Raw genomic sequence first — 26,500 nt, forward strand, 5'->3', positions numbered from 1 at the left:
GGCGGCACCGAGCGTCAGCGAGGTGACGTCGTGAGCACCAGCGTGCGCACCGCCTCGGTGATCAACCGGGCCGACAGCGACGGATCGATCGCGCGCAGGATGCCCAGTCCCAGGCCCGCGCTCAGCACCATCGTGGCCGCATCCTCGGGCGGGAGCGGCAGGGCGACCCCGAGGTCGGCGGCAAGGGTCTGCAGTTGCGCGGCGACCGTGCCGCGGACCAGCGCGAGATTCGAGACCAGCGCGGCCTGCAGCTGCGGATCGTCGCGGGCGACGATGGCGAATTCGAACTCCAGCATGGTCCAGCCGACGTCGCCGAGCGTGCGCTCGGCCCAGTCCTGGAAGCGGGCGAGCCGTTCGTCGAGCGTGCCGTCGACCCGCAGCAGCTCGGCCACTTCGGCGAATTTCGTCTCGTGGATGAGCGACAGCACCTCCAGGCACAGCTGGGATTTGGTGCGGAAGTTGGAGTAGACCGCGCCCTTGGAGTACCCGGCCTCCTCGGCCACCCGCTCCAGGCTGGTTTTGGCGTAGCCCTCGGACAGGAACAGCTCGCGAGCGGTGGCGAGCAACTCCGCGCGGGTGCGGGCCTGGCTCTCGGACCGGGTCAGTCGTGCCATAGGGCGATTCTAAGGACCTCCAGATTTCGGATACCGGCGGTATTCGAAAGCTGATAGTGTGCGAAACCATGAGTAACGGCAAGAGGTCACAGCGGCGTGGCCTGGCGATCGGGTGCGGCGGCACCCTCGGGGCGGCCTGGATCGTCGCCGCCCTGGCCGCGGTACGCGATGTGCTGGCATGGGATCCGCGGGAAGCGCAGGCGCTGATCGGCACTTCGGCGGGTGCGGAGTTGGTGACCATGCTGGGCAGTGGTGTCGGCGTCGACGAGGTGGTCGCCCTGCAGCGCGGGACCATCACCCATCCCGTTCTGTTGCGGCATCTGCGCGACGAGCCCGGTCGCTTTCCGCCGCTGCCCAGGCCGCGGCTCGGCGCGCCCGGGCAAGCGCTGCGCACGCTGGCGGCCGGGCGGGTCAGCGGGGGACAGCGGTTGCTCACGGCCGGAAGCGGCCTGCTGCCGAGCGGCGGCGGTGACGCCGGTTGGCTGCAGCGGCTTGCCGAGGGACTGAATCCGGGCCGTGAGTGGGTGCCGCATCCGGCGACCTGGCTGGTGGCCATGGACTATGCCACCGGCGAGCGGGTGGCGTTCGGGTCGCCGTCGGCTCCCGCGGCGAATCTCGGTGCGGCGCTGCGGGCTTCGTGGGCGATCCCGGGATGGTTCCCGCCGGTGACGATCGCGGGACGCCGATATGTGGACGGCGGTGCGGCATCCACCGCCTCGGTGGATCTGCTGGATTCGCTGGAGCTGGACGAACTGGTGGTGCTGGCGCCGATGGCCTCCACCGGGCGGCTGCCGGCCACGAGTCCGGGGCATCTGCTGGAGAGGCAGCTGCGCAATCGGATGAGCGCCCGGCTCGACAGCGAGATCGCCTACCTGCGCAGCACCGGGACCAAGGTGTTGCGCATCGACGCCACCGCGGCCGATCTCGCCGTAATGGGGCCCAATTTCATGGACGGCCGCCGCCGTCCGGACGTCTTCGAACACAGTCTGCGCAGCACGCGCCGCGCGGTGGAACAGGGAACCTTCGTATGAGCATTCTTCGGGCCGACTACCCGGCCATCGAGCTGTCCGGTGCCCGGATTCTGATCACGGGCGCCGGTCGCGGGATCGGACAGGCGACCGCGGAGTTGTTCGCGCGCAAGGGGGCCGAGGTCATCATCGCCGACGTCGATATCGCGGCGGCGCAGGAGGCAGCGGTTGCGCTGGGTGCCCACGCCGCCGAACTCGATGTGCGGGTGCGGGATCAGTGGGACAGGGTGGTCGCGGATGCAGGGCGCATCGACATTCTGGTCAACAATGCCGGGGTGATGCCCGCGGGTGCGTTTCTGGACGAACCGGAGGCCGTGGGGCACACCACGATCGATGTGAACGTGTGGGGGCTGATCCATGGCATGCGCGCGGTGGTGCCCGGCATGATCGAGCGCCGTCGCGGGCATGTGGTGAACGTCGCCTCGCTCGCGGGCAAGATCCCGCTGCCGGGTCTGGCGGTCTACAACGCGAGTAAATTCGCCGCCGTCGGACTCTCGGCGGCGACCCGCCTGGAGTTCGCCGACCACGGCGTGAGCGTGAGCTGCGTGCTGCCCTCGGCGGTGCGCACCCGCCTGTCGTCCGGCCTGACACTGGGTCACGGTCTGCCGACCGTCGACCCCCAGGACGTGGCGTCGGCCATCGTCAAGACCTGCCACACCCGCCGCGCAGAGGTCGCCGTCCCGAACTACCTCAACCCCCTGGACCTCGCCCTGGCCGCCGCCCCCGAACCGGCCGTCCGCCTGTTCCGCCGCCTCCTCAACGGCGACCGCGCCCTCCACCCCTCCGACGAAAAAACCCGCGCCACTTACGAATCCCAAATCCGCGCCATCGCCGGGGATCCCGGCGAAAAGCACGCCGGGAGCTGAGGACGACGCACGCCGGGAACTGAGGACGACGCACGCCGGGAGCTGAGGACGACGCACGCCGGGAGCTGAGGACGACGCACGCCGGGAACTGAGCGTGGGCCGCAGCCGGTCGCACCCTTCCTTGGCTTTCGCACCCTCTACGGCTGTCGGTAGAGGGTGCGAAGCGCAAGAAAGGGCGCGACCGGACCCCTCGGCTGGCTGGGTGCCCGCTATGTTCGCGCTCTTGGGCCCGCCCCTGGGCTGCTTTGGTTCTCGCCCTTGGGCTGCTTTGGTTCTCGCCCTTGGGTTGCTTTGGTTCTCGCCCTTGGGTTGCTTTTGATCTCGCCCTTGGGCTCTTTCAGTTGCCGCCCCTGGGTCCCTTCGCTTCCCTGTACCCAGGCGCCCCAGCGCCTGGGTACAGGGTCACCTCACCCGAACTGAATCCCCTGGGCCAAGGGCAGTTCCGAGGAATAGTTGACCGTGTTGGTGGCTCGGCGCATGTAGGCCTTCCAGGAGTCCGAGCCCGATTCGCGGCCGCCGCCGGTCTGCTTTTCGCCGCCGAAGGCGCCGCCGATCTCGGCGCCCGAGGTGCCGATGTTGACGTTGGCGATGCCGCAGTCGGAGCCGTCGGCGGCCAGGAAGCGTTCGGCCTCGCGGGCGTCGGTGGTGAAGATGGCCGACGACAGTCCCTGCGGCACACCGTTGTGCAGGTCGATGGCGGCGTCGAAATCGTGGTAGGTCAGCACGTAGAGGATGGGGGCGAAGGTCTCCTCGCGCACCACCTCGGTCTGGGCGGGCATGCGCACGATGGCCGGGCGGACGTAGTAGGAGTCGTCTCCGGCGACCTCCACTCGCTCACCGCCGCAGACCAGTTCGCCGCCATCGGCGACGGCACGCGAGATCGCCTCCTGCATGGCGGTGAAGGCGCGCTCGTTGATCAGCGGGCCGACCAGCACCCCGTCGTCGAGCGGATTGCCCACACGCAGTTGGCGATACGCCTTCTCGATGCGTTCCACCAGCGGCCCGACGATATCGGCGTGTGCGATCAGCCGCCGCAGCGTCGTACAGCGCTGCCCCGCCGTGCCCGCCGCCGCGAAAACCACGCCCCGCGTGGCCAATTCCAGATCCGCCGACGAGCTGACGATCGCGGCGTTGTTACCGCCCAATTCCAGCAGGCAGCGCCCGAACCGGGCGGCCACCCGCGGCGCCACGGTGCGCCCCATCCGGATCGATCCGGTCGCGCTGACCAGCGCCACACGCTCATCGTCGACCAGCTGCGCACCGACGTCGGCGGCACCCTGGACCAGCTGGTGGATCTCGGGATCCGCGCCGACCTCGGTGGCCGCGCGACGCAGCAGCGTATGGCACGCCAGCGCGGTCAGCGGCGTCGTCTCCGACGGCTTCCACACCACCGTGTCACCGCAGACCAGCGCGATCGCGGTATTCCACGACCAGACCGCCACCGGGAAGTTGAATGCCGACAGCACCCCGACCACGCCGAGCGGATGCCAGGTCTCCATCAGCCGATGGCCCGGCCGCTCCGAGGCCATGGTGAGCCCGTACAGCTGCCGCGACAGGCCCACCGCGAATTCGCAGATGTCGATCATCTCCTGCACTTCGCCGCGGGCCTCGGCGCCGATCTTGCCGGCCTCCAGGGTCACCAGCTCGCCGAGCTCGTCCAGATGCTCGGTGAGCAGCTGACCCAATCGGCGCACCACCGCCGCGCGCCGCGGTGCGGGCACCGTGCGCCAGTCGCGAAATGCGGTGGCGGCCTTGCCGATCGCGGCATCGACCTCGGCGTCCGTACTGGGCCGCAGGCTCGCCAGTTCACCGCCGGTTATCGGCGTGCGGGCCGGTAGCGGACCGGGTTCGGGCAGCGCGGCCCCGAGCGCGCGCAGCAGATGCTCGGCGCGGGCGCGTAGCTCGTCGGTGGGCGGGGCGGTGACGGCAGTCATGCATTTCTCCATGTGCGACGACGACATTCGGCAGGTGGGTTAGCCTTCGCTGATGGCGGATGCACCGGCGAAACCTGTTTTGGACGATATCGATCGACTTCTGATTCGCGAGCTGATGGCCGACGGCCGGGCCACGCTGTCGAATCTCGCGGAAAAGGCGAACCTGTCGGTGTCCGCGGTGCAGTCGAGGGTACGGCGGCTCGAGGCGCGTGGGGTGATCCGCGGCTACACCGCCAAGGTCGATCCGGAGGCGCTGGGACAACTGCTGTCCGCATTCGTCGCGATCACTCCTCTCGACCCGTCCCAACCCGATGACGCCCCCGCGCTCCTCCAGCACATTCCCGGCATCGAGGAGTGCCATTCGGTGGCGGGTGACGAGAGCTACATGCTGCTGGTACGAGTGGCCTCGCCGCGGCACCTCGAGCAGTTGTTGCAGGAGATCCGCGCGACCGCCAACGTCCGAACACGCAGCACCATCATTCTCCAGACATTCTACGACAGGTGAGCCCGTTTCGTTACTTTTTACGGCGTTTGCATAGCGAAGTCGTAAATATTTGCGTAGCCTGGTAGACGTGACCCTCGAACTGGAGCGCCCGGGGGTAGTTGCAGACGCGACGCTGGTCACCCCCTCCCGCGTACACGAAATCCTGTCAGCGAACATCCTCGCCGACGGTTTCGACCTAGTGCTGGACCTGCGCCGATCGCGCGGCCGGCGGCTGGTCGACGCCCGCGACGGCACGGCTTACCTCGATATGTTCGGATTCTTCGCCTCCTCGGCGCTGGGTATGAACCACCCGGCGCTGGCCGAGGACGCGGGGTTCCGGTCCGAACTGGCGACGGCGGCCCTGAACAAACCCAGTAACTCCGACATCTACACCGTCGAGATGGCCCGCTTCGTCGACACCTTCGCACGGGTGCTCGGCGATCCGGCGCTGCCGCACCGATTCTTCATCGACGGGGGCGCCCTCGCGGTGGAGAACGCCCTCAAGATCGCCTTCGACTGGAAGAGCCGGCACAACGAAATGCACGGCCGCCCAGCCGAACTGGGCACCAAGGTGCTGCATCTGACCGGCGCCTTCCACGGCCGCAGCGGCTACACCATGTCGCTGACCAACACCGATCCGGTGAAGGTCGCCCGGTTCCCGAAGTTCGACTGGCCGCGCATCGAGACGCCCTATCTGGCCGACGGGGTCGACATCGAGGCCGCCGAGCGCCACGCGCTGGCCCAGGCGCGCGCCGCCTTCGCCGAAAATCCGCACGACATAGCGTGTTTCATCGCCGAGCCGATTCAGGGCGAGGGTGGTGACCGGCATATGCGCCCGCAGTTCCTGCAGGCGATGCAGGCGCTGTGTCACGAAAACGACGCCCTGTTCATCCTCGACGAGGTGCAGACCGGTGTCGCCCTGACCGGCAGCATGTGGGCCTATCAGCAGCTCGGTGTGCAGCCGGATGTGGTGGCGTTCGGAAAGAAGACGCAGGTCTGCGGTGTGATGGCGGGCGGGCGCGTCGACGAGGTGCCCGACAACGTCTTCGCGGTCAGTTCCCGGCTGAACTCCACCTGGGGCGGCAACCTGGCCGATATGGTCCGCGCCCGGCGGATCTTCGAGGTGATCGCGAGCGAGGAATTGGCCGACCGGGCCGCCGAACTCGGTGCCTACCTGCTGGAGCGGCTCGTCGCCCTGGCAGACCGGCATCCCGAGGTCGGCGAGCCGCGCGGACGCGGGCTGATGTGCGCGGTCACGCTGGAATCGGCGCGGCTGCGCGACGCCGTCGTCACCGAACTGCGCGAACGCGAGCGGGTGCTGATCCTCGGCACGGGCGAGCGGGGCATCCGATTCCGACCGCCGCTCACGGTCACCGCCGACGAGGTGGACGAGGCGGTCGAGGCCCTCGACCGCGTGCTGAGCTGACCCCCGCACCCTCGCCCGATATCGGGACATCCCCGACATAGGGTCCGGAACAACCCGGCGTGTCCGCCGACGCGCGCTACCCGTTGCGCGTCGGTAGCTCTGAATTGCGTTGCGGACGCCTACTATTCGCTCCCATGTCGACACGCCGATCGGAACGCCGGACCGGGTGTGCCGCGTGAGCGCGCGCGGCGCACGCCTCGGAATCGTCCTCGCTCTTGTCCTACTGGCTGGTTGCTCGTCGGGCGGTGAGGCGGAAAAAGCGCAGCGTCCGCCGGTGAAATCGGCGATCGCCACGGCTACCGCCACACCGTCCCCGGCCGCGCTGAATCTGTTGCCCGGGATGCCGCCCCCGCTGTCGGCCACCGATGTCTACGCGGGCACACGGGAATTGAGTCCCACGGTCGCCGATCATTTGCCCTTGGTGTACGTGCCGAATAGCGAGGCGAATACGGTGACGGTCATCGACCAGGCCACCTTCACGGTGGTCGACACCTACTCGGCCCAGGGGCGCGAGCCGCAGCACGTGGTGCCGTCCTACGACATGCAGACGCTGTATGTGACCAACGACCTACCGCTGGGCGGTGGCAGCCTGCTCCCCATCGACCCGCGCACCGGCAAGCCCGGCGACCCGATTCCGGTCCGCGACCCCTACAACATGTACTTCAGCCCCGACGGCAAATTCGCCCTGGTCGTCGCCGAGGCCGACAAATCGGTGGATCTCTACGATCCGCACACCTGGCAGAAGGTGGGTGCCGTCCCGGTGCCCGACTGCGCCGGGGTCGATCACATGGACTTCACCGCCGACGGCCGCTTCGCCCTCGCCAGTTGCGAATTCGCCGGGCGCATGGCGGTTCTGGACATCGCGACGCCGCGACTGATCAGGATGGTGGACCTGCCCGGCGGGCGCGGCGGCATGCCGCAGGACGTGAAGCTCTCCCCGGACGGGACGACGTTTTTCGTCGCCGACATGATGGCCGACGGCGTCTACACCATCGACGCGAAAACCTTCGAGGTCACCGGGACGATCCCGACCGGTAAGGGTGCGCACGGCCTCTATATCACCCGCGATTCCCAGCAGATGATCATCACCAACCGGGGTGAGGGCAGCCTGTCGGTCTGGGACTTCGCCGCACGGACGCTGGCCCGGACCTGGCGCATCCCCGGCGGCGGCAGTCCCGATATGGGCAACATCTCCGCCGACGGGCGGGTGTTCTGGGTCTCCGGCCGCTACAGCGGAGAGGTTTACGCAATCGATATAACCGAGTGGAAACTGTTGGCGCGCATACCCGTCGGCCGCGGTCCGCACGGATTGACGGTGTGGCCGCAACCGGGCCGCTACTCCACCGGTCATACCGGCGTCATGCGCTGAACCGCTTGCTGCTCACCGCGTTTCACCAGCGGTTTTTTACTGGCGAGTAGCCAATAAGGGTACTCGCCGGTAACCCCTCTCGAATTTTCAGCTGCTCCGCCACTGGCTAGACTCCGGGACATGACGAGTGTCCAGCAGCAGCCTTCGCCGGGTTCGGCGGGCGCCCCCGATATTCACACCACCGCAGGGAAGCTGGCCGATCTGCGCAACCGGCTGGAAGAGGCCAAGCACCCGATGGGTGAGGCCGCGGTCGACAAGGTCCACGCCAAGGGCAAGATGACCGCGCGCGAGCGCATCCTGGCGCTGCTGGACGAGGGCTCGTTCGTGGAATTGGACGCGCTGGCCCGGCACCGCAGCGTGAACTTCGGCCTGGAGAACAACCGGCCGCTCGGCGACGGCGTGGTGACCGGTTACGGCACCATCGACGGCCGCGACGTGTGCATCTTCTCCCAGGACGCGACCGTGTTCGGCGGCAGCCTCGGCGAGGTGTACGGCGAGAAGATCGTCAAGGTGATGGACCTGGCGCTCAAGACCGGCCGCCCGCTGATCGGCATCAACGACGGCGCCGGCGCCCGGATCCAGGAGGGCGTGGTCTCCCTCGGCCTCTACGGCGAGATCTTCCACCGCAACATCCAGGCCTCGGGTGTGATCCCGCAGATCTCGCTGATCATGGGTGCGGCCGCGGGTGGGCACGTGTACTCACCGGCGCTGACCGACTTCGTCATCATGGTCGACCAGACCAGCAAGATGTTCATCACCGGCCCGGACGTCATCAAGACCGTCACCGGCGAAGAGGTCACCATGGAGGAGCTGGGCGGCGCCCACACCCACATGGTGAAGTCCGGCACGGCGCACTACGTCGCCTCGGGCGAGCAGGACGCGCTGGACTACGTGAAGGATCTGCTGAGCTATCTGCCCAGCAACAACCGGGCCGAGCCGCCGCGGTTCCCGGCCACCGACCCGATCGACGGTGCCATCGAGGAGTCGCTGACCGAGGAGGACCTCGAGCTCGACAACCTGATCCCGGACTCGCCGAACCAGCCCTACGACATGCACGAGATCATTCGCCGGCTGCTCGACGACGACGAATTCCTCGAGATCCAGGCCGAGCGCGCGATGAACATCATCGTCGGTTTCGGCCGCATCGACGGCCGCAGCGTCGGCATCGTGGCCAACCAGCCCACCCAGTTCGCGGGCTGCCTGGACATCGACGCCTCGGAGAAGGCGGCCCGGTTCGTGCGCACCTGCGATGCGTTCAACGTCCCGATCGTCACCCTGGTCGATGTGCCGGGCTTCTTGCCGGGTACGGGCCAGGAGTACAACGGCATCATCCGCCGCGGCGCCAAGCTGCTCTATGCCTACGGCGAGGCCACTGTGGGGAAGATCACTATTATCACCCGCAAGGCCTACGGCGGCGCCTACGACGTGATGGGCTCCAAGCATATGGGCGCGGATGTAAACCTGGCGTGGCCGACCGCCCAGATCGCGGTCATGGGCGCCTCGGGTGCCGTCGGATTCGTCTACCGCAAGCAACTGCAGCAGGCGGCGGCCGAGGGCGCCGACGTCGATGCGCTGCGGCTGGAGCTGCAGAACGAGTACGAGGACACCTTGGTGAACCCGTACGTGGCGGCCGAACGCGGCTATGTCGACGCGGTCATCCCGCCGTCGCACACCCGCGGTCAGATCGTGTCGGCGCTGCGGCTGCTGGAACGCAAGATGGTGAGCATGCCCCCGAAGAAGCACGGCAACATCCCGCTCTGATTCGGCGATATGTGCGGTGTCGGAGTCACACTGCTGTGTGAGGTGTCCAACCAGACCGCGCAGATCTGCCCCATCCGAGTGAAGATGGTAAGAACAGGCCCTCGCCGATGAGAGCCGCAACGAATACCGTTTGCGGGTTCCGGGCTCACCCGGGAGTCGTGAATGCCGGGCCTTCCCGGGGTTCGGCAATGGACAGGAGGAGCTGGCGCTGTGACGGCTGTGGCTGATGAAGAAGTATTGCGCGCCGCCGAGCTGGATCTGTCGGTCGACGAGTTCGTCGCGATGGAATCCGAGGCCGCCGATACCGAATCGCATTCCGGACCCGTCATCCGGATCCTGAAGGGTGCACCGACCGACGACGAGATCGCCGCCCTGGTGTGCGTATTCGCGGCCGCCGCGAACGCCGCCGCGGCACCCGAACCGAAGGGCCCGGCGGATCTGTGGGGCCGGCCCACCTTTATGCATCGCGGCACGTCGCCGTTCTCTCCGTACGCCTTCCCCTACCTGTCACACCTACGCGACTGACGTGACGGGCTTCGTTCTCGCTTCGGCCTCGCCGGCGCGGCTGCAGGTGCTGCGCTCGGCCGGGCTGGAGCCGCTGGTGCGCGTCTCCGACGTCGACGAGGATGCGGTGGCCGCCGCCCTGCCCGCCGGGACGCCGCCGGAGGGCGTGGTGGTCGCGCTCGCCCGGGCCAAGGCCGAGGCCGTCGCCGCGGAGCTGATCTCCTACGGCGCCGAGATCACCGCCGATTGTGTCCTGGTGGGCTGCGATTCGATGCTGCTGGTCGACGGCGTGCTGCAGGGCAAGCCGCGGACGCCGGAGGTCGCGCGGGCGCGCTGGGCGGCGATGGCCGGGCGCAGCGCGGATCTCCTCACCGGACACTGCGTGCTGCGGCTGCGCGAGGGGCGCATCGTCAACCGCGCCGATGACTGCAGTTGCACGACTGTCCACTTCGCCAAGCCCGAGCCGGAGGACCTCGAGGCCTACCTCGCCACGGGGGAGCCCCTGGAGGTGGCGGGCGCCTTCACACTCGACGGCCGGGGCGGCTGGTTCGTCGATCGCATCGACGGGGACCCGTCGAGCGTCATCGGGATCGGGCTACCCCTGCTTCGTCGACTGCTTGGCGACGTGGGAGTCTCCGTTGCGCAACTGTGGGTCGGCGCTGCGTAACGGCTGATCCGGGCTGCGCAGTTGCGGAGCGATCCGGCTGCCCGAGGGGGTGGGGATGCGCGGCTCGCCGGGTTCGGGGGGCGTGTCGGGCACCGTGGCCGAATCCGGCATCAGCGTGCTTTTGAGGGCCTCCAATCGGGCCACACACAGTTCCGGCTCCACGAACGGATGCAGCCGGACGTTGACCGCGTCCCGGCCGCCGTTGCGGTCGATCACCTCGCGCATGAGTCCCAGATGCACGCCGCACACCACTTCGGAGTGGGTGCGTGCCAACTCCCGCAGCGGGCAGGCGGTCAGCCGGATCAGCACCTGCTCGTCGGTTTCGGAGGAGGAATCGCGCTCGGGGGCGAAGCCCAGTTCCGACATCATCGTCATGGTGACGTCCTTGGCCTCGTCCAGCGAGGAGATCGGCTGCTCGAGCGCCTCGAGTTTGGCGCCCCAGGCCCGGCCGGCGGCGATGGCCGCATCCGAGCGACGGCGCGGGTCACTGCCCAACTGGTCGGCCAGCACCTGGGCCAGGTCCTGATAGCCGACCGATCGCTGCACCGCGGTGTATCCGATGCGCGGGCGGCCGCGGCCGCGCGGCGGCTGCTGGAACTGACGCACCAGCGATTCCCGAGTCAGCACGTCGAGGTGGAACCGGACGGTGGTGACGTGCTGCCCGGTGACTCTCGCGAGTTCCTGGGCGTCGAGAGGCTCGCTTGCGCCACGTAGGATCGCGAGCAGGCGCCGTCGTGGCCAAGAATCAGACATAGCTCACCCCTCCTCCCGGGAGACTTTATCGGATGAGGCTGCGACTTATTCGCTCTTCACCCGATTCGTGATGTGAAACCAGTTGCTGTAAGGCTCCCCACCTACGATCGGTGTGGAACCGATGACCACCGTCTACCTCGCGTGAAGGACCAACTACCGTGCCCGTCGCCCCGGACCCTCATCCATCCTTCGGCGCCCACGCCTATCCTCACCGACTAGTAACCACAGAGTGGCTGTCGGCAAACATCGGCGCGCCGGGCCTCAAGATCGTCGAGTCCGACGAGGACATCCTGCTATACGACATCGGGCATGTCCCGGGTGCCATCAAGATCGACTGGCGCGCTGAGCTTACCGATCCGAACACCCGTGACGTCGTCGACGGCGCACGTTTCGCGGAATTGATGCGAGCAAAGGGTATCGAGCGCGACGACACGGTGGTGGTCTACGGCGACAAGGCGAACGGTACGGCGGCGGCCACCCTGTGGGTGTTCGGCCTGTTCGGGCATCCGGACGTGCGGCTGCTCGACGGCGGACGCGACGCGTGGATCTCCGAGGAGCGCGACACCACTTTCGAGGTGCCCGATATGGGCCTGGGCGATTATCCGGTGGTGGACCGCGACGATCGGCAGTCGCGGGCTTTCCTGGACGAGGTGCGCGCACTCGTCGCGGCGCACGACGGCGCGGCATTGCTGGATGTTCGTGCCGCCGAGGAATATTCGGGCGAAATGAGCCGAATTCTCGACCGTCCGGAGGAGCAGTCGCTGCGTGCCGGACATATTCCGACAGCGGTGAACATTCCGTGGACGGCGGCGGTCGGCGGGGACGGGCGGTTTCGGTCCCGGGCGGAATTGGATCGGATCTACGCGCACTTCCGCACGGCCCCGGAAACGATCGTCTACTGCCGAATCGGGGAGCGTTCGGCACATACGTGGTTCGTTCTCACCGCACTGCTGGGCCTGGACAATGTGCGCAATTACGACGGTTCGTGGACCGAATGGGGCAACGCCGTACGCACACCGATCGTCAAGGGCACTGAACCCGGTAATGTTCCCCAGGCCACACGACCGGCGGCGAGTACCGCCTGAAGTGTGGCCCGAACCACTTCCGGCGAGTTGTTCGTATCACTCTTCGGGCCTACTGTTCAGTAGCCCCTATCCCACTAGGGCGTTTGTTGGCAGACTGCCTACACTCGCTCGAGACGAAAGTTGTCCATAGCACAGGAGGCTCAGTGCCCAGCCATGCCAACGCGCAGATCACCAAGGTCCTCGTAGCCAACCGGGGCGAGATCGCCGTGCGTGTGATCCGGGCGGCCAAGGATGCCGGTATCGCCAGTGTGGCGGTGTATGCGGAGCCGGATGCGGATGCGCCGTTCGTGAAGCTTGCCGATGAGGCGTTCGCGCTCGGTGGTCAGACCTCGGCCGAGTCGTATCTGGTGTTCGACAAGATTTTGGATGCGGCCGCGAAGTCGGGTGCCGACGCGGTTCATCCGGGTTATGGATTTTTGTCCGAGAATGGTGATTTTGCGCAGGCTGTGCTGGATGCGGGTCTGATCTGGATCGGTCCGCCGCCGCAGGCCATTCGTGATCTGGGTGACAAGGTGACCGCGCGGCATATCGCCGAGCGGGCGCAGGCGCCGATGGCGGCGGGTACGAAGGATCCGGTGAAGGACGCCACCGAGGTGGTCGAGTTCGCGAAGCAGTACGGCGTGCCGGTGGCGATCAAGGCCGCTTTCGGTGGTGGTGGGCGCGGGATGAAGGTTGCGCACACGATCGAGGAGATTCCGCATCTGTTCGAATCCGCGACTCGGGAGGCGACCGCGGCGTTCGGGCGTGGTGAGTGCTTTGTGGAGCAGTATCTGGACAAGGCTCGCCATGTCGAGGCGCAGGTGCTGGCCGATCAGCACGGCAATGTGATCGTGGCCGGTACCCGCGACTGCTCGCTGCAGCGTCGTTTCCAGAAGCTGGTGGAGGAGGCGCCCGCGCCGTTCCTGTCCGATGAGGTGCGGGCGAAGATTCACGAGAGCGCCAAGCGGATCTGCAAGGAAGCGGGCTACTACGGTGCGGGCACGGTGGAGTACCTGGTTCAGGGCGAGACGGTGTCGTTCCTCGAGGTGAACACCCGTCTGCAGGTCGAGCATCCGGTCACCGAGGAGACCTCCGGCATCGACCTGGTGCGCTGGCAGTTCCGCATCGCCAATGGTGAAGAACTCACCATCACCGAGGACCCGACTCCGCGCGGGCATTCGATCGAGTTCCGGATCAACGGGGAGGACGCGGGGCGCAACTTCCTGCCCGCCCCCGGCCCGGTCACGGTCTACAAAGAGCCCTCGGGCCCGGGTGTGCGGGTGGACTCCGGTGTCGTTGCGGGCAGTGTGATCGGCGGCCAGTTCGATTCCATGCTGGCCAAGCTGATCATCACCGGCGAGAACCGCACCCAGGCCCTGGAGCGGGCCCGGCGTGCGCTGGCCGAGTACGAGATCGAGGGCTTGGCCACGGTGCTGCCGTTCCATCGGCACATCGTGGAGAATCCGGCGTTCGTCGGTGACGGCACCAAGTTCGACGTCTACACCAAGTGGATCGAGAACGAGTGGGACAACCCCATTCCGCCCTATACCGGTGGCCAGCCCATCGAGGAGGACGAACAGGCGCCGCGGCAGAAGGTTGTCGTGGAGGTCGGTGGGCGCCGTCTGGAGGTGTCGCTGCCGGGGCAGTTCACCGTCGGCGCCGCCGCGGCAGGGCCGGTGGGTGCGGTCGGTAACGGTGCCGGTGTGGTTCGGAAGAAGCCCAAGCCGCGCAAGCGGGGCAGCGGGTCGGCCGGGGCCGCGTCGGGTGATGCGGTCACCGCGCCCATGCAGGGCACCGTGGTCAAGGTCGCCGTCGAGGAAGGCCAGACCGTGGAGGCCGGGGACCTGATCGTGGTGCTCGAGGCCATGAAGATGGAGAACCCGGTCAACGCCCACAAGGGCGGTGTGGTGACGGGCCTGGCCGTGCAGGCCGGCGCCGCCATCACCCAGGGCACGGTCCTCGCCGAAATCAAGTAAGCGAAGGAATTTCAAAGGGCCCGCCCGCTCATCTGAGCGGGCGGGCCCTGCGTTTTGCTTGCGATGCTCGGGCTACTTGTCCTTGTTCCCGCGGTCCTTGTCATTTCCATGGTCCCTGTCACCGTCGGAAGCTCCGTGGCGGTCGGAATTGCCGTGGCCGCCCACGTTTTCCTGGTCGCCGGAACTTTCGTGGCCGTCGGAATTCCCGTGGCCGTCCGAATCATCGTGACCATCGGTGTCGGCGATCCCCGGAATCTGGAAGGGCGGGGTGCCGAAACCGGGCGGGACCGGAATAGTCAGCTGGGGCGGCTCGGTGGCGGCGGTCTGTGGCGGCGGGGCGGCCGTGGTCTCGGCGGGGGCGTTGGTGGCCACCGGCTCCGTTGTGGGTGTGGCCCGACTGCCGTTGCCGCCGCGGGTCAGCAGGGCTGTTCCGATCGCGATCACCGCGAAGACCGCGACTGCCGCGACGACGGCGGCCGCCAGTTTCGCGGCCGTGCCGCCGCGGGGCGTGAGTTGTTGCGCCGCCTGCCTTTCCACGGACGCGTGATCCGGGGCGAGGACCGATGCGGGTACCGGTGATGTCAGCATCCGCGTGGGTCTCGGCCCGGGCGTAGGGAGGACCCGCGTGTGGCCGGGCGCCGAGGCAGGGACTGCCGCAGCCGTCACGGCTCGCGTTCGAGCGGGATGATCCGCGGGTAGGTCGCGGCCGGAATTCGCCGACCGTTCCAGCTGTGGCGGGATACGCGAAATCGGTTGTGCCATACCGACAGCGGCGCGGGCAGCGGCGGCCAGCTCACCTGCGCTCGGATAGCGCTCGTTGGCATTCTTGGCCATGCCACGGGCGATGACCCGGTCCAATGCCTCGGGCACAGCGGAATTCGCGACAGACGCCCGAGGGGGATCTTCCCGCAGGTGCGCGTGCAGCTGCTGCACCGGGTCGGTGTCGCCGAAAGGCCTTCGGGCCGTAAGACATTCATAGAGAACACAGGCGAGCGAATAGATATCCGAACGCGCCTCCGCGTGGCCCGTGAACCGTTCCGGCGCCATATACGCCAGCGTGCCCACCGTGAAACCCGTTGCGGTAATCGTGGTTTGGTTCGACGCGCGGGCGATTCCGAAATCGATGAGGTAGGCGAAACCGCTGGCGTGCACGATGATATTGGCCGGTTTGACATCGCGATGGATCAGGCCGACCGCATGGGCGGCATCTAGCGCCTCGGCGACCTGAGAAATCAGATCCACCGCCTCCGGTGCGCCCATCGGCCCGGCCCGCAGCCGTGCCGCCACGTCGATGCCGGGAATATGGGCCATATCGAGGAACAGTCGGCCGTTCTGCTCCCCGAACGCGTGGATCGGCGCGATGTGCGGATTGTCCAGGCTCGCGCCGATGTGCGCCTCCCGCTCGAACCGCCGCCGATAATCCGGATCCTCGGCCGCGGTGATCGACAGGATCTTCAGCGCCACCACGCGATCGGTGGCCGTGTCGCACGCCAGCCACACCTCGCCCACCGCGCCCCGGCCGATCAGCCGGTCGAGCCGATACTTCCCGAACCGGCGTGGGGTCATCACCGCTCTCCTCGCAGCCGGAACATAGTCCGACCCTAATCCGGGCACGCCGCAGACGCTACGCTCGTCCCATGGCTGCTGATTCACCCGACATCCGCATCGGCACCGAGGAGCGCGAGCAGGCCATGCGGCGGCTGTCGGACCACTTCGCGGCCGGGCGGCTGTCGGTCGCCGAATTCGACGAACGCAGCGCGATCATCGCGGCGGCCGTGACCCGCGGTGACCTGGCGCAGGTGTTCACCGATCTGCCCGAACCCGCCGGGCAGCCGCCCGCGCCCGCGGAGAAGGGTGGCCGGGGCAAGCGCGAGTGGCGGGAACCGATGATGGTGCTGGTCGTGATCGCCGCGGTGGTGTTGTTCTTCACGACCAATACGTGGCTGTGGTTCCTGGCGATCCCCGCGGCCGGTGTGGTGTTCGGTCTCACCGAGAAGCCGGGCGAGCGGGAGCGCCGCGAACAGCGTCGGCTGCAGCGCCGGGAACGCCGACAGCGCCGACAGCGGCGGCTGGAGCGCTGATGGAACCGGTCGAGATCAACGCCGGTAGCTGGTATCTGCGCGCGCTGCGCGCCGACGATCGCATCGATGATCGGCCCGCGCTGGCCGCGGGCGGTATCACCGATCCCGGTTATGTCGCCCGCCGCAACCGGGAATGGCAGGAGCAGACCGGCTATTCGTGGGCGGTGTGCGAGCCGACCACCGCGGAGATGGTGGCCGAGGTCGTGGTGACGCCGAATCCCGATGGCACCGCGGAGATTTCGGGATGGGCCCGCGAGGGGTACAGTGCGGCATGGGAATCCGGGCAGACCGCGGTCCGTCGCTTCGTCGCCGGTGCGCTGGGCCTGCAACCGATCTGATTCCGGATTCGGTTAGCAGACAAACCATTTCGCGACCCATCCGAGTCAGGGTGTTTCCGATCGTTAAAAATAGGTGTCGCGCCGCCGTGCCCACGGGATACGGTGGAACTCCCCGTAATCGAGCGCAGGGGAGGCGCGTCATGTGGGAGTGGAGTAGGGCCGTCGCGGAAAGAGCCGCCGCGGCGGCGTGGACCAGGCGAGACCGGGAACCCGAGCCGACCGTGCTCGACCCGGAGGACTGGCGTAAGACCGACGGCGACGGGACCGAGGGCGACATGGTGGCGTACCTCGGACACCGTGCATATTGCCTGATCGGCTGAGGCGTACGCGGCAGCTTCGGCGACAGTAGTAGCCTGCGGTTGTGCACAGGCCACCACTGGATGCCGAACTGTTGCGGCGCAGCGTCGCCGAATCGCCGGATCTGTCGTTCTTCTCCTACATCGATGTGGTGGAGTCGACCGGTTCGACCAATGCCGATCTGATCCTGCATGCGGGCGACCCGGACGCCGACCGCCGCGTGCTCATCGCGGAGGCGCAGGAGAGCGGCCGCGGCCGGTACGAGCGCCCTTGGTCGAGCCCGCCGCGGGCGCAGATTGCCATGTCGGTGCTGGTGCGACTGCGGGGTATCGATCCGACGGGGCTGGGCTGGCTGCCGCTGCTGACCGGTGTCGCTGTCGTGGACGCGGTCCGCGCCGTCACGGGGCTGCAGGCAAATCTCAAGTGGCCCAACGATGTTCTCGTCGACGGCCGCAAGGTGGCGGGCATTTTGGCCGAGGTCGCCGCCGGAGCCGGGGCCCCCGCGGTGGTGGTGGGCATCGGGCTCAACGTCAGCCTGACCGAGGACGAACTGCCGGTGCCGCACGCCACCTCGCTGGCCCTCGCCGGTGCCGCCGACGTGGACCGCACCGCGCTGGTGCAGGCGCTGCTGCGCGAATTCGCCCGGCACTTCACCGAGTGGCGCACCGCGAACTGGGATATCACCGGCCTGGCCGAGGAATACCGCAAACGCTGCGCCACCTTGGGATCCGGTGTCCGCGCCGAACTGCCCGGCGGTGAGGTGCTCACCGGCGTCGCCACCGACGTGGACGATCATGGGCGTTTGCTGATCGATGGTCGGCCCCTGTCGGCGGGCGACGTCACGCACCTGCGCGCGGGGTACTGAGGGGCTAGACGGGGGCCATGGCCCGGGCGGCCTCGCGCGCGAGCAGCCGGTCGCGCTGCTCCTCGAACTTCGCCACGTCCTTGGCCAGCTTGTCCATATAGGCGGCGAGTTCCTCGCGCGCCTTCTCGCCGCGTGGCCCGAAGTCGGTGCGTTCGAAGACATTCCAGTGCTTCAGCACCGGCGCGACCACTTCCTCCATGTGCTGGCGCAGGTCGTAGATGCCGTGTTTGGCCATCATGACGCCGTTGCGGCGCCAGTTGGGCATGCCGTAACCGGGCATGGTGAAGTGGGTGAGTACCTTCACGATGGCCTCGATAGCCTGGTCCGGCACCAGGTCCAGACCGGCGCCGCACATGGTTCGGTAGAAGATCATGTGCAGGTTCTCGTCGGCGGCGACGCGCTGCAGCAGGCGGTCGGCGATGGGGTCGTTGCACACCTTGCCGGTATTGCGGTGGCTGACGCGGGTGGCCAGCTCCTGGAAGGTCACGTAGGCGACATTGTCCAGGAATCCGCCCCAGCCCTCCGGCCCGCGCGCACCGTTGGTCATGTGGACCATGCGGGCCTGTTCCAGCGCCACCGGATCCACCCCGCGGGTCACCACCAGGTAGTCGCGGATGACGATGGAGTGGCGATTCTCCTCGGCGGTCCAGCGTCCCACCCAGGTACCCCACGGGCCGTCCTGGGAGAAGTTCTCCGCGATCTCGCGGTGGTAGGAGGGCAGATTGTCCTCGGTGAGCAGGTTGGTGATCATCGAGACCTTGGCGATCTCGCTCAGCTTCGATTGCGACGGATCCCAATCCACGCCGTCCATCGCCGCGAAGTTGCGGCCGTTGTCCCAGGGTACGTAGTCGTGCGGATGCCAGTCCTTTGCCATCGACAGGTGGCGGTTCAGGTTCTGTTCGGCCACCGGCTCGAGTTCGGTGAGGATTTGCAGCTGGGTCAGTTCCTTGGTCACACACGCCTCCGCTATCGCCAGATCGTCAGATCAACAGGGAAAAGCAGGTCGGACTTCGGTGGTGCAGGAAAGCTTCGGCCATTCTCGCATCCCCGGGCGGTAGGGTTCGCGTATGGGTTATCCGGAGGAGCTGCTCGCACCGGATGAGCAGTTGCTGCTACACCGTCATCCGCATTGGAAGATGTTGTTCTGGCCGGCGGTCACCTTCATCGTCGCGACCGCGCTCGCCGGATTCGCCGGGGGAGTGGCGTGGCGTCATACGGAGGCCACCGCCCGCAATGCGGTGTTGATCGCGATCGCCGCCGTGTGGGTGGCGCTGGTGCTGTGGCGCTGTGCGGCCCCGGTCTTGCGGTGGAACTCAACACATTTCATCGTCACCGACCGCCGGGTGCTGGTGCGCGAGGGCGTGCTCACCCACACCGGCATCGATATCCCGATGAACCGCATCTCCAGCGTCCAGTTCCGCCACGGCCTGTTCGACCGCATGCTCGGCACCGGCACCCTCATCATCGACGCCGCCTCCGGCGACCCCTTGGAGTACGACGACATCCCCCAGGTTCAGAAGGTCCACGCACTCCTTTACCATGAAGTCTTCGATAACCAGCCTTACGACCCCCGCCGCGATGCACAGGACCGCCGTTAGCCAAGACCCTCGCCCCGGCGCTGGCGCGCCGGGGCGAGGGATGCGGAGGGCCGCGCCGCGTGAGGAGAACACAGTCTTACAGGACCCGCGACGCCGGAGGCGGCGCCAAAGATACAGACATTTGGCACAACTGCGTAATCTTGGATCGTGACCGCCGTACTGCTGGCCGAAGACGACGAGGCCATTGCCGCCCCGCTGTCGCGAGCGCTGGGGCGCGAGGGCTATTCGGTGACCGTGGAGAGCTTCGGCCCCGCGGTCTTGCAACGTGCGCTCGAGGGCGAACACGATCTGCTGATCCTCGACCTGGGGCTGCCCGGCATGGACGGGCTGGAGGTGTGTCGCCAGGTGCGGGCGCGCGGCGCCGATCTGGCGGTGCTGATGCTCACCGCACGCACCGATGAGGTCGACTTCGTGGTCGGTCTGGATGCCGGTGCCGACGACTACGTGGGCAAGCCGTTCCGGCTGGCCGAGCTGCTGGCCCGGGTGCGGGCGTTGCTGCGGCGCAGCGGAATCGGTGACGAGGCGGTCGAGATCGGCGGCATCCGGCTGGAGCCGCAGGCGCGCCGGGTCCTGGTGCACGGTCACGAGGTGAATCTGGCCAACAAGGAGTACGAGCTGCTCAAGGTCCTCATCGACCGGGCGGGTCAGGTGGTGCCGCGCGAGACCATATTGCGCGAGGTGTGGGGCGATGCCGACCTGCGCGGCTCCAAGACCCTCGACATGCATATGTCCTGGCTGCGGCGCAAGATCGGTGACGAGGGGCCGGTGGCCGAGCGGCGCATCGTCACAGTCCGTGGTGTCGGCTTCCGCTTCAACACCGACTGAGCGCCGATGCGGCGACGAATACTGCTGTCGATGCTGGCTGCGCTGACATTCACCACGGTGGTGCTCGGCATCCCGCTGGCGTTCACGGCCTGGCAGTGGGTGGCCGACATCACCCGCAACGATCTGCGGGTCCGGCTGGACCGGATGTCGGTGGAGATCGTCTCGCAGGAGCGCGAGGACGGTCTCGTGCACGGCACCCTGGACCTGCGGTCGGTGCGGCCGCTGATCCCGCCGGGCGGTCGGCTGACGATCATCTATCCGACCCCCGAGGACGCCGCGTTACGGGTTGACGCGGGGGTGTCGCAGGTGGACGATCCGGTGGTGGAGTCGCTGTCCATGGGCACTTCCGGCTCGTTGCGACTGGAGGTACCGTCGGCGCCCATGCATTCCATGCAGCGCCGCGCCGTCGGTGCGGTCGCGCTGGTGGCGTTGGCCTCGCTGGCGGCCGGTGCGGCCGTCGCCGTGGTGACGGCGCGCCGGGTGGCCGACCCGCTGCGCGATGTCGCTGCCCGCGCGGCCCGGCTCGCCACCGGTGATTTCCGATTGGATCCGACCCGGCACGGCATCACCGAACTCGACCGCGTCTCCGATGTGCTGGACTCCGCGGCCGTCGAGATCGCCGGTCGGCTGCAGCGTGAGCACGCCCTGGTGGCCGACGTCTCCCATCAGCTGCGCAGCCGCCTGACCGCGGTGCGGTTGCGGCTGGACGAACTGTCCGAACATTCGGATCCGGCCGTCGTGCACGAGGCCGAGGAGGCCATGGCCCAGGTCGACCGATTGACCGCCGCCATCGACGAATTGGTGCGCGCCTCGCGGGACGAGAACGCCGCCGACCGCGATCCGGTGCCGGTCGTCGACGAACTGCGGGCGGTGGTCGCCGAATGGCGGCATCCGTTCGGCGAGGCCGGGCGCCGGCTGATCCTGTCCGGCGATCCGACATTGCGTGCGCCCGTGAGCGGGTCGCGGTTGCGCGAGGCGGTGGCGGTGCTGGTCGACAATGCCCTGATGCACGGCGGCGGCGACTGCACGATCTCGGTCCGCACCGTGTACGGCGGCCCCGACCGTGAGCCGCTGGTGGCGGTGGAGGTGGCCGACGAGGGCGAGGGCGTCAGCGACGACCTGGCCCCGCACATCTTCGATCGCGGATTCTCCGGCGCCGGGTCGACCGGTGTGGGGCTGGCGCTGGCCCGGGCTCTGGTCGAGGCCGACGGCGGCCGCCTGGAACTGCAACGGCGCCGCCCGGCGCTGTTCGCGGTGTTCTTGGGCAGTCCGACACCGGGTCGGTCGACCCTCAGCGCCACCATCGCGGGAGAACCCCGCTGACCCCTCTTCAGCTGTGGCCCAGCTGTTCTTCCTCTTCGTACAATTCCTCGAATTCCTCGACCAGCGCATCGATTTCGTCCGGGAAGACCCAGCGGCGCATGGCCCAGAACCGGAACACCATCTGCAGGATGTTGCCGATGATGAAGGCGCTGAAGAAGTCGGCGATGTTCTCCGCCGCGAGGCTAACGTCGGGCACCTGCAGGTGGAAGACGTAGCGCGACATCCACAGCGGCACGTTGCTGAGCACCACGCCGACACCGCTGACGACGAAGAACAGCAGCGCCTCGTGGTGGCGCTCGCGTCCGCCGCGGCCCTTGAACGACCATTCCCGGTTGAGGATGTAGGACGCGATGACCGCAATCACACCCGAAATGATCTTGGCGGTGATCGGCTTGGGCTCCAGAACCGTCAATTTCAGGAGATAGAAGATGCCGCTGTCGATGACGAAAGTGGTCGCGCCGACAATCGCGAACTTGATCAGTTCGTGATGGCGATATGCGAGGTCCCGCAGTGTTTTGGGCAGGACGTTGACCACGTCGTCGACAAATGACACGGGCCGAGTCTACGTCGGCCGTTTCCCGAGCAACCAACCCGCATGAGCAGCGAGCTACCTACCCAGAGTCCCCGACGAAGGAGGGGCCATGACAACATATAGGGCCGTGACCTCCCGCTTCTTCGATTCGTCCGCAATGCCGACGGTGGCCATGGTCGGCGGCGGACAGCTGGCACGGATGACGCATCAGGCCGCTGTCGCGCTCGGACAGCGTCTGCGGGTCCTCGCCGAACGCCCCGACGATCCCGCCGCACAGGTGACGCCCGAGGTGGTGCTGGGTTCGCACACCGACCTGGCCGCATTGCGCGAGGTCGCCGTGGGATCGCACGCGCTGACCTTCGATCACGAGCACGTGCCGACCGAACACCTCGAGGCGCTGGTCGCCGAGGGCGTGAACGTGCAGCCGCCGCCGCAGGCCCTGATCTACGCCCAGGACAAGTTGGCCATGCGCCGCAAACTGGCAGAACTGGGAGTGCCGGTGCCGCCGTTCGCACCGGTCGAATCGGCGGCCGACGCGGTGCGCTTCGGCGACGAGCACGGCTGGCCGTTCGTGCTGAAGGCGGTGCGCGGCGGATACGACGGCCGCGGGGTGTGGATGATCGGCGATCGCGCCGAGGCCGAGCGGATCGTCACCGACCAGCTGGCGCACGGCGTGGTGCTGCTGGCCGAGCAGAAGGTCGATCTGAAGCGGGAGCTGTCGGCGATGGTGGCGCGCTCGCCCTTCGGGCAGGCCGCGGTCTGGCCGGTGGTGGAGACCGTGCAGCGCGACGGACAGTGCGCCGTGGTGATCGCGCCCGCGCCGGACCTGTCGCGGGAACGCGCGACCGAGGCGTCGGGGCTGGCGCTGCGGCTGGCCGCGGAGCTGGGCGTCACCGGTGCGATGGCGGTCGAGCTGTTCGAGACCCACGCCGGTGAGCTGCTGGTGAACGAGCTGGCGATGCGCCCGCACAACTCCGGGCACTGGGGGATGGACGGCGCGGTCACCGGCCAGTTCGAACAGCATCTGCGCGCGGTGCTGGACTATCCGCTCGGCGACACCAGCCCGCTGGCGCCGGTGACGGTGATGGCCAACATCCTGGGTGCCGAGGTCGCGCCCGAGATGTCGATGGACGAGCGGCTGCACCACCTGTTCGCCCGGATGCCGCAGGCGCGGGTCCACCTGTACGGCAAGGGGGAGCGCCCGAAGCGCAAGATCGGGCACATCAATATTCTCGGCGACGACGTGGCCGAGGTGCGGGAGAAGGCAGAGCGCGCGGCGCATTGGATGTCGCACGCGGTATGGACCGACGGATGGGATCCCCATGAGTGAGAGCAAGACATCTGGTGCGGTAGTGGGGCTCATCATGGGCAGCGACTCCGACTGGCCCACCATGGAGGCCGCGGCGGAGGCGTTGGCGGAGTTCGGGATTCGCTTCGAGGTCGGCGTCGTCTCCGCCCACCGCACCCCGCAGCGCATGCTCGACTATGCCCGCCAGGCGGCCGGTCGCGGTATCAAGGTGATCATCGCCGGTGCCGGGGGCGCCGCGCACCTGCCGGGCATGGTGGCCTCGGCGACCCCGCTGCCGGTCATCGGCGTCCCGGTGCCGCTGAAATACCTCGACGGCATGGATTCGCTGCTGTCGATCGTCCAGATGCCCGCCGGTGTCCCGGTCGCCACGGTCTCCATCGGCGGCGCCCGCAACGCGGGCCTGCTCGCCGTCCGCATCCTCGCCGCCACCGACCCCGACCTGCGCACCCGCATGGAGCAATTCCAGGCCGATCTCGAGAAACTGGTTCTGGACAAGGACGACGCCCTACGCACCCGCCTGCTAGGTTGAGCAGGGCCGATGCGAACAGAATCCGTGATTTCGAGAGCACATGGGTAACTCCGGGGGCACGCCCAAGAGCCGACCCGGCACCCGACCGCCGGCCCGCAACGCGGCCGGCGAGGCACCCGCTGGTGCGCTGAATACGCGGGGAGGCGGGCTAGCCGAGACGTCGCGGTTCAAGCTGAGCGTCGTCGATCATGCCCTGCGGCTGTTCGCCGAGAAGGGGTACGAGGCGACGACGGTCGACGAGATCGCGGAGGCGGCGGGGATTTCGCGGCGTACCTTCTTCCGGCAGTTCCGGTCGAAGGAGGATGTCGTCTTCGCCGACCACGAGGCGCAATTGGCGCAGGCGCAGGCGTATCTCGATCGGGCGCAAGGTGATCCGTGGGACACTGTGTGCGAGGCCGTGCTGGGGGTTTTCGAAAGATTCACGCAGACAAGGGAATTGGCGGCGCGGCGGTACCGTGTGGTGCGGCAGGTGCCGGCCCTGCGGGATCGGGAGATCGTCACCGTCTTCCGGTACGAGCGGTTGTTCACCGATTATCTGCGGTCGCGGCTGCCCGAGGTGGCGGACCTGTCGCTGATCCAGTTCACCGCCGCGGTGACGGCCACACACAACTATCTGCTGCGGCGCATGGTGCGGGGCCGATCGGAGGCGAGCGCGGCGGATCTGCGGGCGGCGCTGGCGGCGATTCCGCGTCCCGGGCGGGGCGCCTCCGGGGAGATGGTCGTCGCGGTCTTCCCGCGGGACATGCCGCCTCGGCAAATTGCCGAGCTGCTCTCGCATCGGCTCGGTAATCTGTGACGAGGGCCACAACGATCAAGTTGACACCCAGTGCCAGGTGAAATCCCTGACATAGGCGCATGTGGTCGCGATATGGCGACGTATACTCGACCCTGAATGGCACTGAGTGCCGACATGCTGGAGATTCGCGAGGAGTGAACCCATGGCGGGCAACCCCGATTTCGACCTGTTCAAGCTGGACGACATCCATCACGAACTGCGCGAGGCCATTCGCGGCCTGGCCGAGAAGGAGATCGCCCCGCACGCCAAGGACGTCGACGAGCACGCCCGCTTCCCGCAGGAGGCCCTGGACGCGCTGAACGCCGCGGGCTTCAATGCCGTGCACGTGCCCGAGGCCTACGGCGGCCAAGGCGCCGATTCGGTCGCGACCTGCATCGTGATCGAGGAGGTCGCCCGGGTCTGCGGATCGTCGTCGCTCATCCCGGCGGTGAACAAGCTCGGCACCATGGGCCTGATCCTGAGGGGCTCCGAGGAGCTCAAGCAGAAGGTGCTGGCCGACATCGTGGACGGCAAGATGGCCTCCTACTGTCTGTCCGAGCGTGAGGCCGGCTCCGACGCCGCGAGCATGCGCACCCGCGCCCGCCGCGACGGCGACGACTGGGTCATCAACGGCTCCAAGTGCTGGATCACCAACGGCGGCCAGTCCACCTGGTACACCGTCATGGCCGTGACCGATCCCGAGAAGGGCGCCAACGGCATCTCGGCGTTCATGGTGCACAAGGACGATCCGGGCTTCGTCGTCGGCCCGCTCGAGCACAAGCTGGGCATCAAGGGTTCGCCGACCGCCGAGCTGTACTTCGAGAACTGCCGCGTTCCGGGCGACCGGATCATCGGCGAGGAGGGCACGGGCTTCAAGACCGCGCTCGCGACCCTCGACCACACCCGCCCGACCATCGGCGCGCAGGCCGTCGGCCTCGCCCAGGGCGCCCTGGACGCCGCGATCGCCTACACCAAGGACCGCAAGCAGTTCGGCAAGGCCATCGCCGACTTCCAGAACACCCAGTTCATGCTGGCCGATATGGCGATGAAGATCGAGGCCGCGCGCCTGATGGTTTACACCTCCGCCGCCCGCGCCGAGCGCGGCGAGAAGAATCTCGGCTTCATCTCCGCCGCCGCCAAATGCTTCGCCTCCGATGTGGCGATGGAGGTCACCACCAACGCCGTGCAATTGTTCGGCGGCGCCGGCTACACCACCGATTTCCCGGTGGAGCGCATGATGCGCGACGCGAAGATCACCCAGATCTACGAGGGCACCAACCAGATCCAACGCCTGGTCATGTCCCGCGCCCTGCTGCGCTGACGGCGGGGTGGATCCCGGCCGAAAGCTCGCCGGGACGACAGAGTCCGTCTTCTTGCCTTCGTGCCGGGATGACAAGGGTGGGCCGCCCACTTGTCATCCCGGCATGCCTTCTCCGTCTTCCCCGGCATGCCCCCTTCTCCGTCTTCCCGGCGCGCTTTCCGCCGGGATCTCGCATTTTCCGGATTTTGTTCTTACAGCTGTACGTTCAGTCGCAATCGGGCGAATTGAGGACTATCCGTGCGGGCGCGAGCGGAGCACTAT

At 67.8% G+C, this 26,500-nt stretch carries 27 protein-coding genes; 21 read left to right on the plus strand and 6 right to left on the minus strand.

Annotated features, from left to right (window positions below):
- Positions 1-14 precede the first annotated feature (14 nt).
- Positions 15-614, minus strand: coding sequence for a TetR/AcrR family transcriptional regulator (locus IU452_RS36595; RefSeq protein WP_195113854.1), 600 nt, complete (start codon positions 612-614; stop codon positions 15-17).
- A 68-nt stretch (positions 615-682) separates the two neighbouring features.
- Between IU452_RS36595 and IU452_RS36600 the strand changes: the two genes are divergently transcribed.
- Positions 683-1,645, plus strand: a complete 963-nt coding sequence (locus IU452_RS36600) for a patatin-like phospholipase family protein (protein WP_195113855.1) — start codon at positions 683-685, stop codon at positions 1,643-1,645.
- The gene (locus IU452_RS36605) at positions 1,642-2,508 is read left to right on the plus strand and encodes an SDR family oxidoreductase (RefSeq protein WP_195113856.1); all 867 of its coding nucleotides are present in this window, start codon (positions 1,642-1,644) and stop codon (positions 2,506-2,508) included. Before IU452_RS36600 ends, IU452_RS36605 begins: the two co-directional genes overlap by 4 nt.
- Positions 2,509-2,915: 407 nt before the next feature.
- On the opposite strand, the gene IU452_RS36610 is transcribed toward IU452_RS36605, so the two are convergent.
- The gene (locus tag IU452_RS36610; protein ID WP_195113857.1) at positions 2,916-4,442 is read right to left on the minus strand and encodes an aldehyde dehydrogenase family protein; all 1,527 of its coding nucleotides are present in this window, start codon (positions 4,440-4,442) and stop codon (positions 2,916-2,918) included.
- Between the two features lie 52 nt (positions 4,443-4,494).
- Here IU452_RS36610 and IU452_RS36615 point away from each other — a divergent pair, with 52 nt between their 5' ends.
- The 6 genes from IU452_RS36615 to IU452_RS36640 all read left to right on the plus strand — a co-directional run bounded on the left by IU452_RS36615 (position 4,495) and on the right by IU452_RS36640 (position 10,653).
- The gene (locus IU452_RS36615) at positions 4,495-4,947 is read left to right on the plus strand and encodes an Lrp/AsnC family transcriptional regulator (protein ID WP_195113858.1); all 453 of its coding nucleotides are present in this window, start codon (positions 4,495-4,497) and stop codon (positions 4,945-4,947) included.
- A 67-nt stretch (positions 4,948-5,014) separates the two neighbouring features.
- On the plus strand, positions 5,015-6,352 hold the full coding sequence (gene lat, locus IU452_RS36620; protein WP_195113859.1) for an L-lysine 6-transaminase: 1,338 nt from the start codon (positions 5,015-5,017) through the stop codon (positions 6,350-6,352).
- A 274-nt stretch (positions 6,353-6,626) separates the two neighbouring features.
- A complete protein-coding gene (locus tag IU452_RS36625) occupies positions 6,627-7,721 on the plus strand; it encodes a YncE family protein (RefSeq protein ID WP_324193027.1) in 1,095 nt (364 codons plus the stop codon).
- 120 nt (positions 7,722-7,841) lie between these two features.
- Positions 7,842-9,482 carry an acyl-CoA carboxylase subunit beta gene (locus IU452_RS36630; protein ID WP_195113861.1) on the plus strand — a complete coding sequence of 547 codons (1,641 nt, stop codon included), beginning with the start codon at positions 7,842-7,844 and terminating at the stop codon, positions 9,480-9,482.
- A 210-nt stretch (positions 9,483-9,692) separates the two neighbouring features.
- Positions 9,693-10,007, plus strand: a complete 315-nt coding sequence (locus tag IU452_RS36635) for an acyl-CoA carboxylase subunit epsilon (RefSeq protein ID WP_324193028.1) — start codon at positions 9,693-9,695, stop codon at positions 10,005-10,007.
- A 1-nt stretch (position 10,008) separates the two neighbouring features.
- Positions 10,009-10,653 (plus strand): nucleoside triphosphate pyrophosphatase, encoded by a 645-nt coding sequence (locus IU452_RS36640; RefSeq protein WP_195113863.1) that lies wholly within the window; start codon positions 10,009-10,011, stop codon positions 10,651-10,653.
- Here the strand turns inward: IU452_RS36640 and IU452_RS36645 are convergent.
- A complete protein-coding gene (locus IU452_RS36645) occupies positions 10,582-11,406 on the minus strand; it encodes a helix-turn-helix transcriptional regulator (RefSeq protein WP_195113864.1) in 825 nt (274 codons plus the stop codon). The two genes, IU452_RS36640 and IU452_RS36645, sit on opposite strands and share 72 nt — an antisense overlap.
- A 158-nt stretch (positions 11,407-11,564) precedes the next feature.
- Between IU452_RS36645 and IU452_RS36650 the strand changes: the two genes are divergently transcribed.
- Entirely contained in the window at positions 11,565-12,491 is a 927-nt protein-coding gene (locus tag IU452_RS36650) for a sulfurtransferase (RefSeq protein ID WP_195113865.1), read from the plus strand.
- Between the two features lie 143 nt (positions 12,492-12,634).
- Positions 12,635-14,446: a biotin carboxylase N-terminal domain-containing protein gene (locus IU452_RS36655; protein ID WP_195113866.1), complete on the plus strand. Its 1,812-nt coding sequence runs from the start codon at positions 12,635-12,637 to the stop codon at positions 14,444-14,446.
- Positions 14,447-14,518: 72 nt separating this feature from the next.
- On the opposite strand, the gene IU452_RS36660 is transcribed toward IU452_RS36655, so the two are convergent.
- Positions 14,519-16,012 carry a serine/threonine-protein kinase gene (locus tag IU452_RS36660; RefSeq protein ID WP_195113867.1) on the minus strand — a complete coding sequence of 498 codons (1,494 nt, stop codon included), beginning with the start codon at positions 16,010-16,012 and terminating at the stop codon, positions 14,519-14,521.
- Positions 16,013-16,083: 71 nt separating this feature from the next.
- Between IU452_RS36660 and IU452_RS36665 the strand changes: the two genes are divergently transcribed.
- The 4 genes from IU452_RS36665 (at position 16,084) to IU452_RS36680 (ending at position 18,027) form a co-directional block, all read left to right on the plus strand.
- Positions 16,084-16,527 (plus strand): DUF1707 SHOCT-like domain-containing protein, encoded by a 444-nt coding sequence (locus IU452_RS36665; RefSeq protein ID WP_195113868.1) that lies wholly within the window; start codon positions 16,084-16,086, stop codon positions 16,525-16,527.
- The gene (locus IU452_RS36670; RefSeq protein ID WP_195113869.1) at positions 16,527-16,865 is read left to right on the plus strand and encodes a hypothetical protein; all 339 of its coding nucleotides are present in this window, start codon (positions 16,527-16,529) and stop codon (positions 16,863-16,865) included. The genes IU452_RS36665 and IU452_RS36670 overlap by 1 nt, the downstream gene beginning before the upstream one ends.
- 140 nt (positions 16,866-17,005) lie before the next feature.
- Positions 17,006-17,185 carry a hypothetical protein gene (locus tag IU452_RS36675; RefSeq protein ID WP_195113870.1) on the plus strand — a complete coding sequence of 60 codons (180 nt, stop codon included), beginning with the start codon at positions 17,006-17,008 and terminating at the stop codon, positions 17,183-17,185.
- A gap of 41 nt (positions 17,186-17,226) precedes the next feature.
- A complete protein-coding gene (locus tag IU452_RS36680) occupies positions 17,227-18,027 on the plus strand; it encodes a biotin--[acetyl-CoA-carboxylase] ligase (protein WP_324193029.1) in 801 nt (266 codons plus the stop codon).
- A 4-nt stretch (positions 18,028-18,031) separates the two neighbouring features.
- Here IU452_RS36680 and IU452_RS36685 read toward each other — a convergent pair whose 3' ends face one another.
- The gene (locus tag IU452_RS36685) at positions 18,032-18,982 is read right to left on the minus strand and encodes an acyl-ACP desaturase (RefSeq protein WP_195113871.1); all 951 of its coding nucleotides are present in this window, start codon (positions 18,980-18,982) and stop codon (positions 18,032-18,034) included.
- Between the two features lie 112 nt (positions 18,983-19,094).
- Here IU452_RS36685 and IU452_RS36690 point away from each other — a divergent pair, with 112 nt between their 5' ends.
- The 3 genes from IU452_RS36690 to IU452_RS36700 all read left to right on the plus strand — a co-directional run bounded on the left by IU452_RS36690 (position 19,095) and on the right by IU452_RS36700 (position 21,773).
- The gene (locus tag IU452_RS36690; RefSeq protein WP_195113872.1) at positions 19,095-19,625 is read left to right on the plus strand and encodes a PH domain-containing protein; all 531 of its coding nucleotides are present in this window, start codon (positions 19,095-19,097) and stop codon (positions 19,623-19,625) included.
- Between the two features lie 147 nt (positions 19,626-19,772).
- The gene (locus IU452_RS36695) at positions 19,773-20,450 is read left to right on the plus strand and encodes a response regulator transcription factor (protein WP_195113873.1); all 678 of its coding nucleotides are present in this window, start codon (positions 19,773-19,775) and stop codon (positions 20,448-20,450) included.
- Positions 20,451-20,456: 6 nt separating this feature from the next.
- Complete coding sequence (locus IU452_RS36700; protein WP_195113874.1) at positions 20,457-21,773, plus strand: sensor histidine kinase; 1,317 nt, start codon at positions 20,457-20,459, stop codon at positions 21,771-21,773.
- 7 nt (positions 21,774-21,780) lie between these two features.
- Here the strand turns inward: IU452_RS36700 and IU452_RS36705 are convergent, their stop codons facing one another.
- The gene (locus IU452_RS36705; RefSeq protein WP_195113875.1) at positions 21,781-22,326 is read right to left on the minus strand and encodes a GtrA family protein; all 546 of its coding nucleotides are present in this window, start codon (positions 22,324-22,326) and stop codon (positions 21,781-21,783) included.
- Between the two features lie 88 nt (positions 22,327-22,414).
- Here IU452_RS36705 and IU452_RS36710 point away from each other — a divergent pair, with 88 nt between their 5' ends.
- The 4 genes from IU452_RS36710 (at position 22,415) to IU452_RS36725 (ending at position 26,239) form a co-directional block, all read left to right on the plus strand.
- On the plus strand, positions 22,415-23,635 hold the full coding sequence (locus IU452_RS36710; RefSeq protein WP_416382407.1) for a 5-(carboxyamino)imidazole ribonucleotide synthase: 1,221 nt from the start codon (positions 22,415-22,417) through the stop codon (positions 23,633-23,635).
- Positions 23,628-24,143 carry a 5-(carboxyamino)imidazole ribonucleotide mutase gene (gene purE / locus IU452_RS36715; RefSeq protein WP_195113876.1) on the plus strand — a complete coding sequence of 172 codons (516 nt, stop codon included), beginning with the start codon at positions 23,628-23,630 and terminating at the stop codon, positions 24,141-24,143. Before IU452_RS36710 ends, purE begins: the two co-directional genes overlap by 8 nt.
- Positions 24,144-24,183: 40 nt before the next feature.
- Positions 24,184-24,939 carry a TetR family transcriptional regulator gene (locus IU452_RS36720; protein WP_195113877.1) on the plus strand — a complete coding sequence of 252 codons (756 nt, stop codon included), beginning with the start codon at positions 24,184-24,186 and terminating at the stop codon, positions 24,937-24,939.
- Between the two features lie 142 nt (positions 24,940-25,081).
- Positions 25,082-26,239 carry an acyl-CoA dehydrogenase gene (locus tag IU452_RS36725; protein ID WP_195113878.1) on the plus strand — a complete coding sequence of 386 codons (1,158 nt, stop codon included), beginning with the start codon at positions 25,082-25,084 and terminating at the stop codon, positions 26,237-26,239.
- Positions 26,240-26,500 lie beyond the last annotated feature (261 nt).

This window comes from Nocardia transvalensis (assembly GCF_015477765.1).
Taxonomy (GTDB): domain Bacteria; phylum Actinomycetota; class Actinomycetes; order Mycobacteriales; family Mycobacteriaceae; genus Nocardia; species Nocardia transvalensis_A.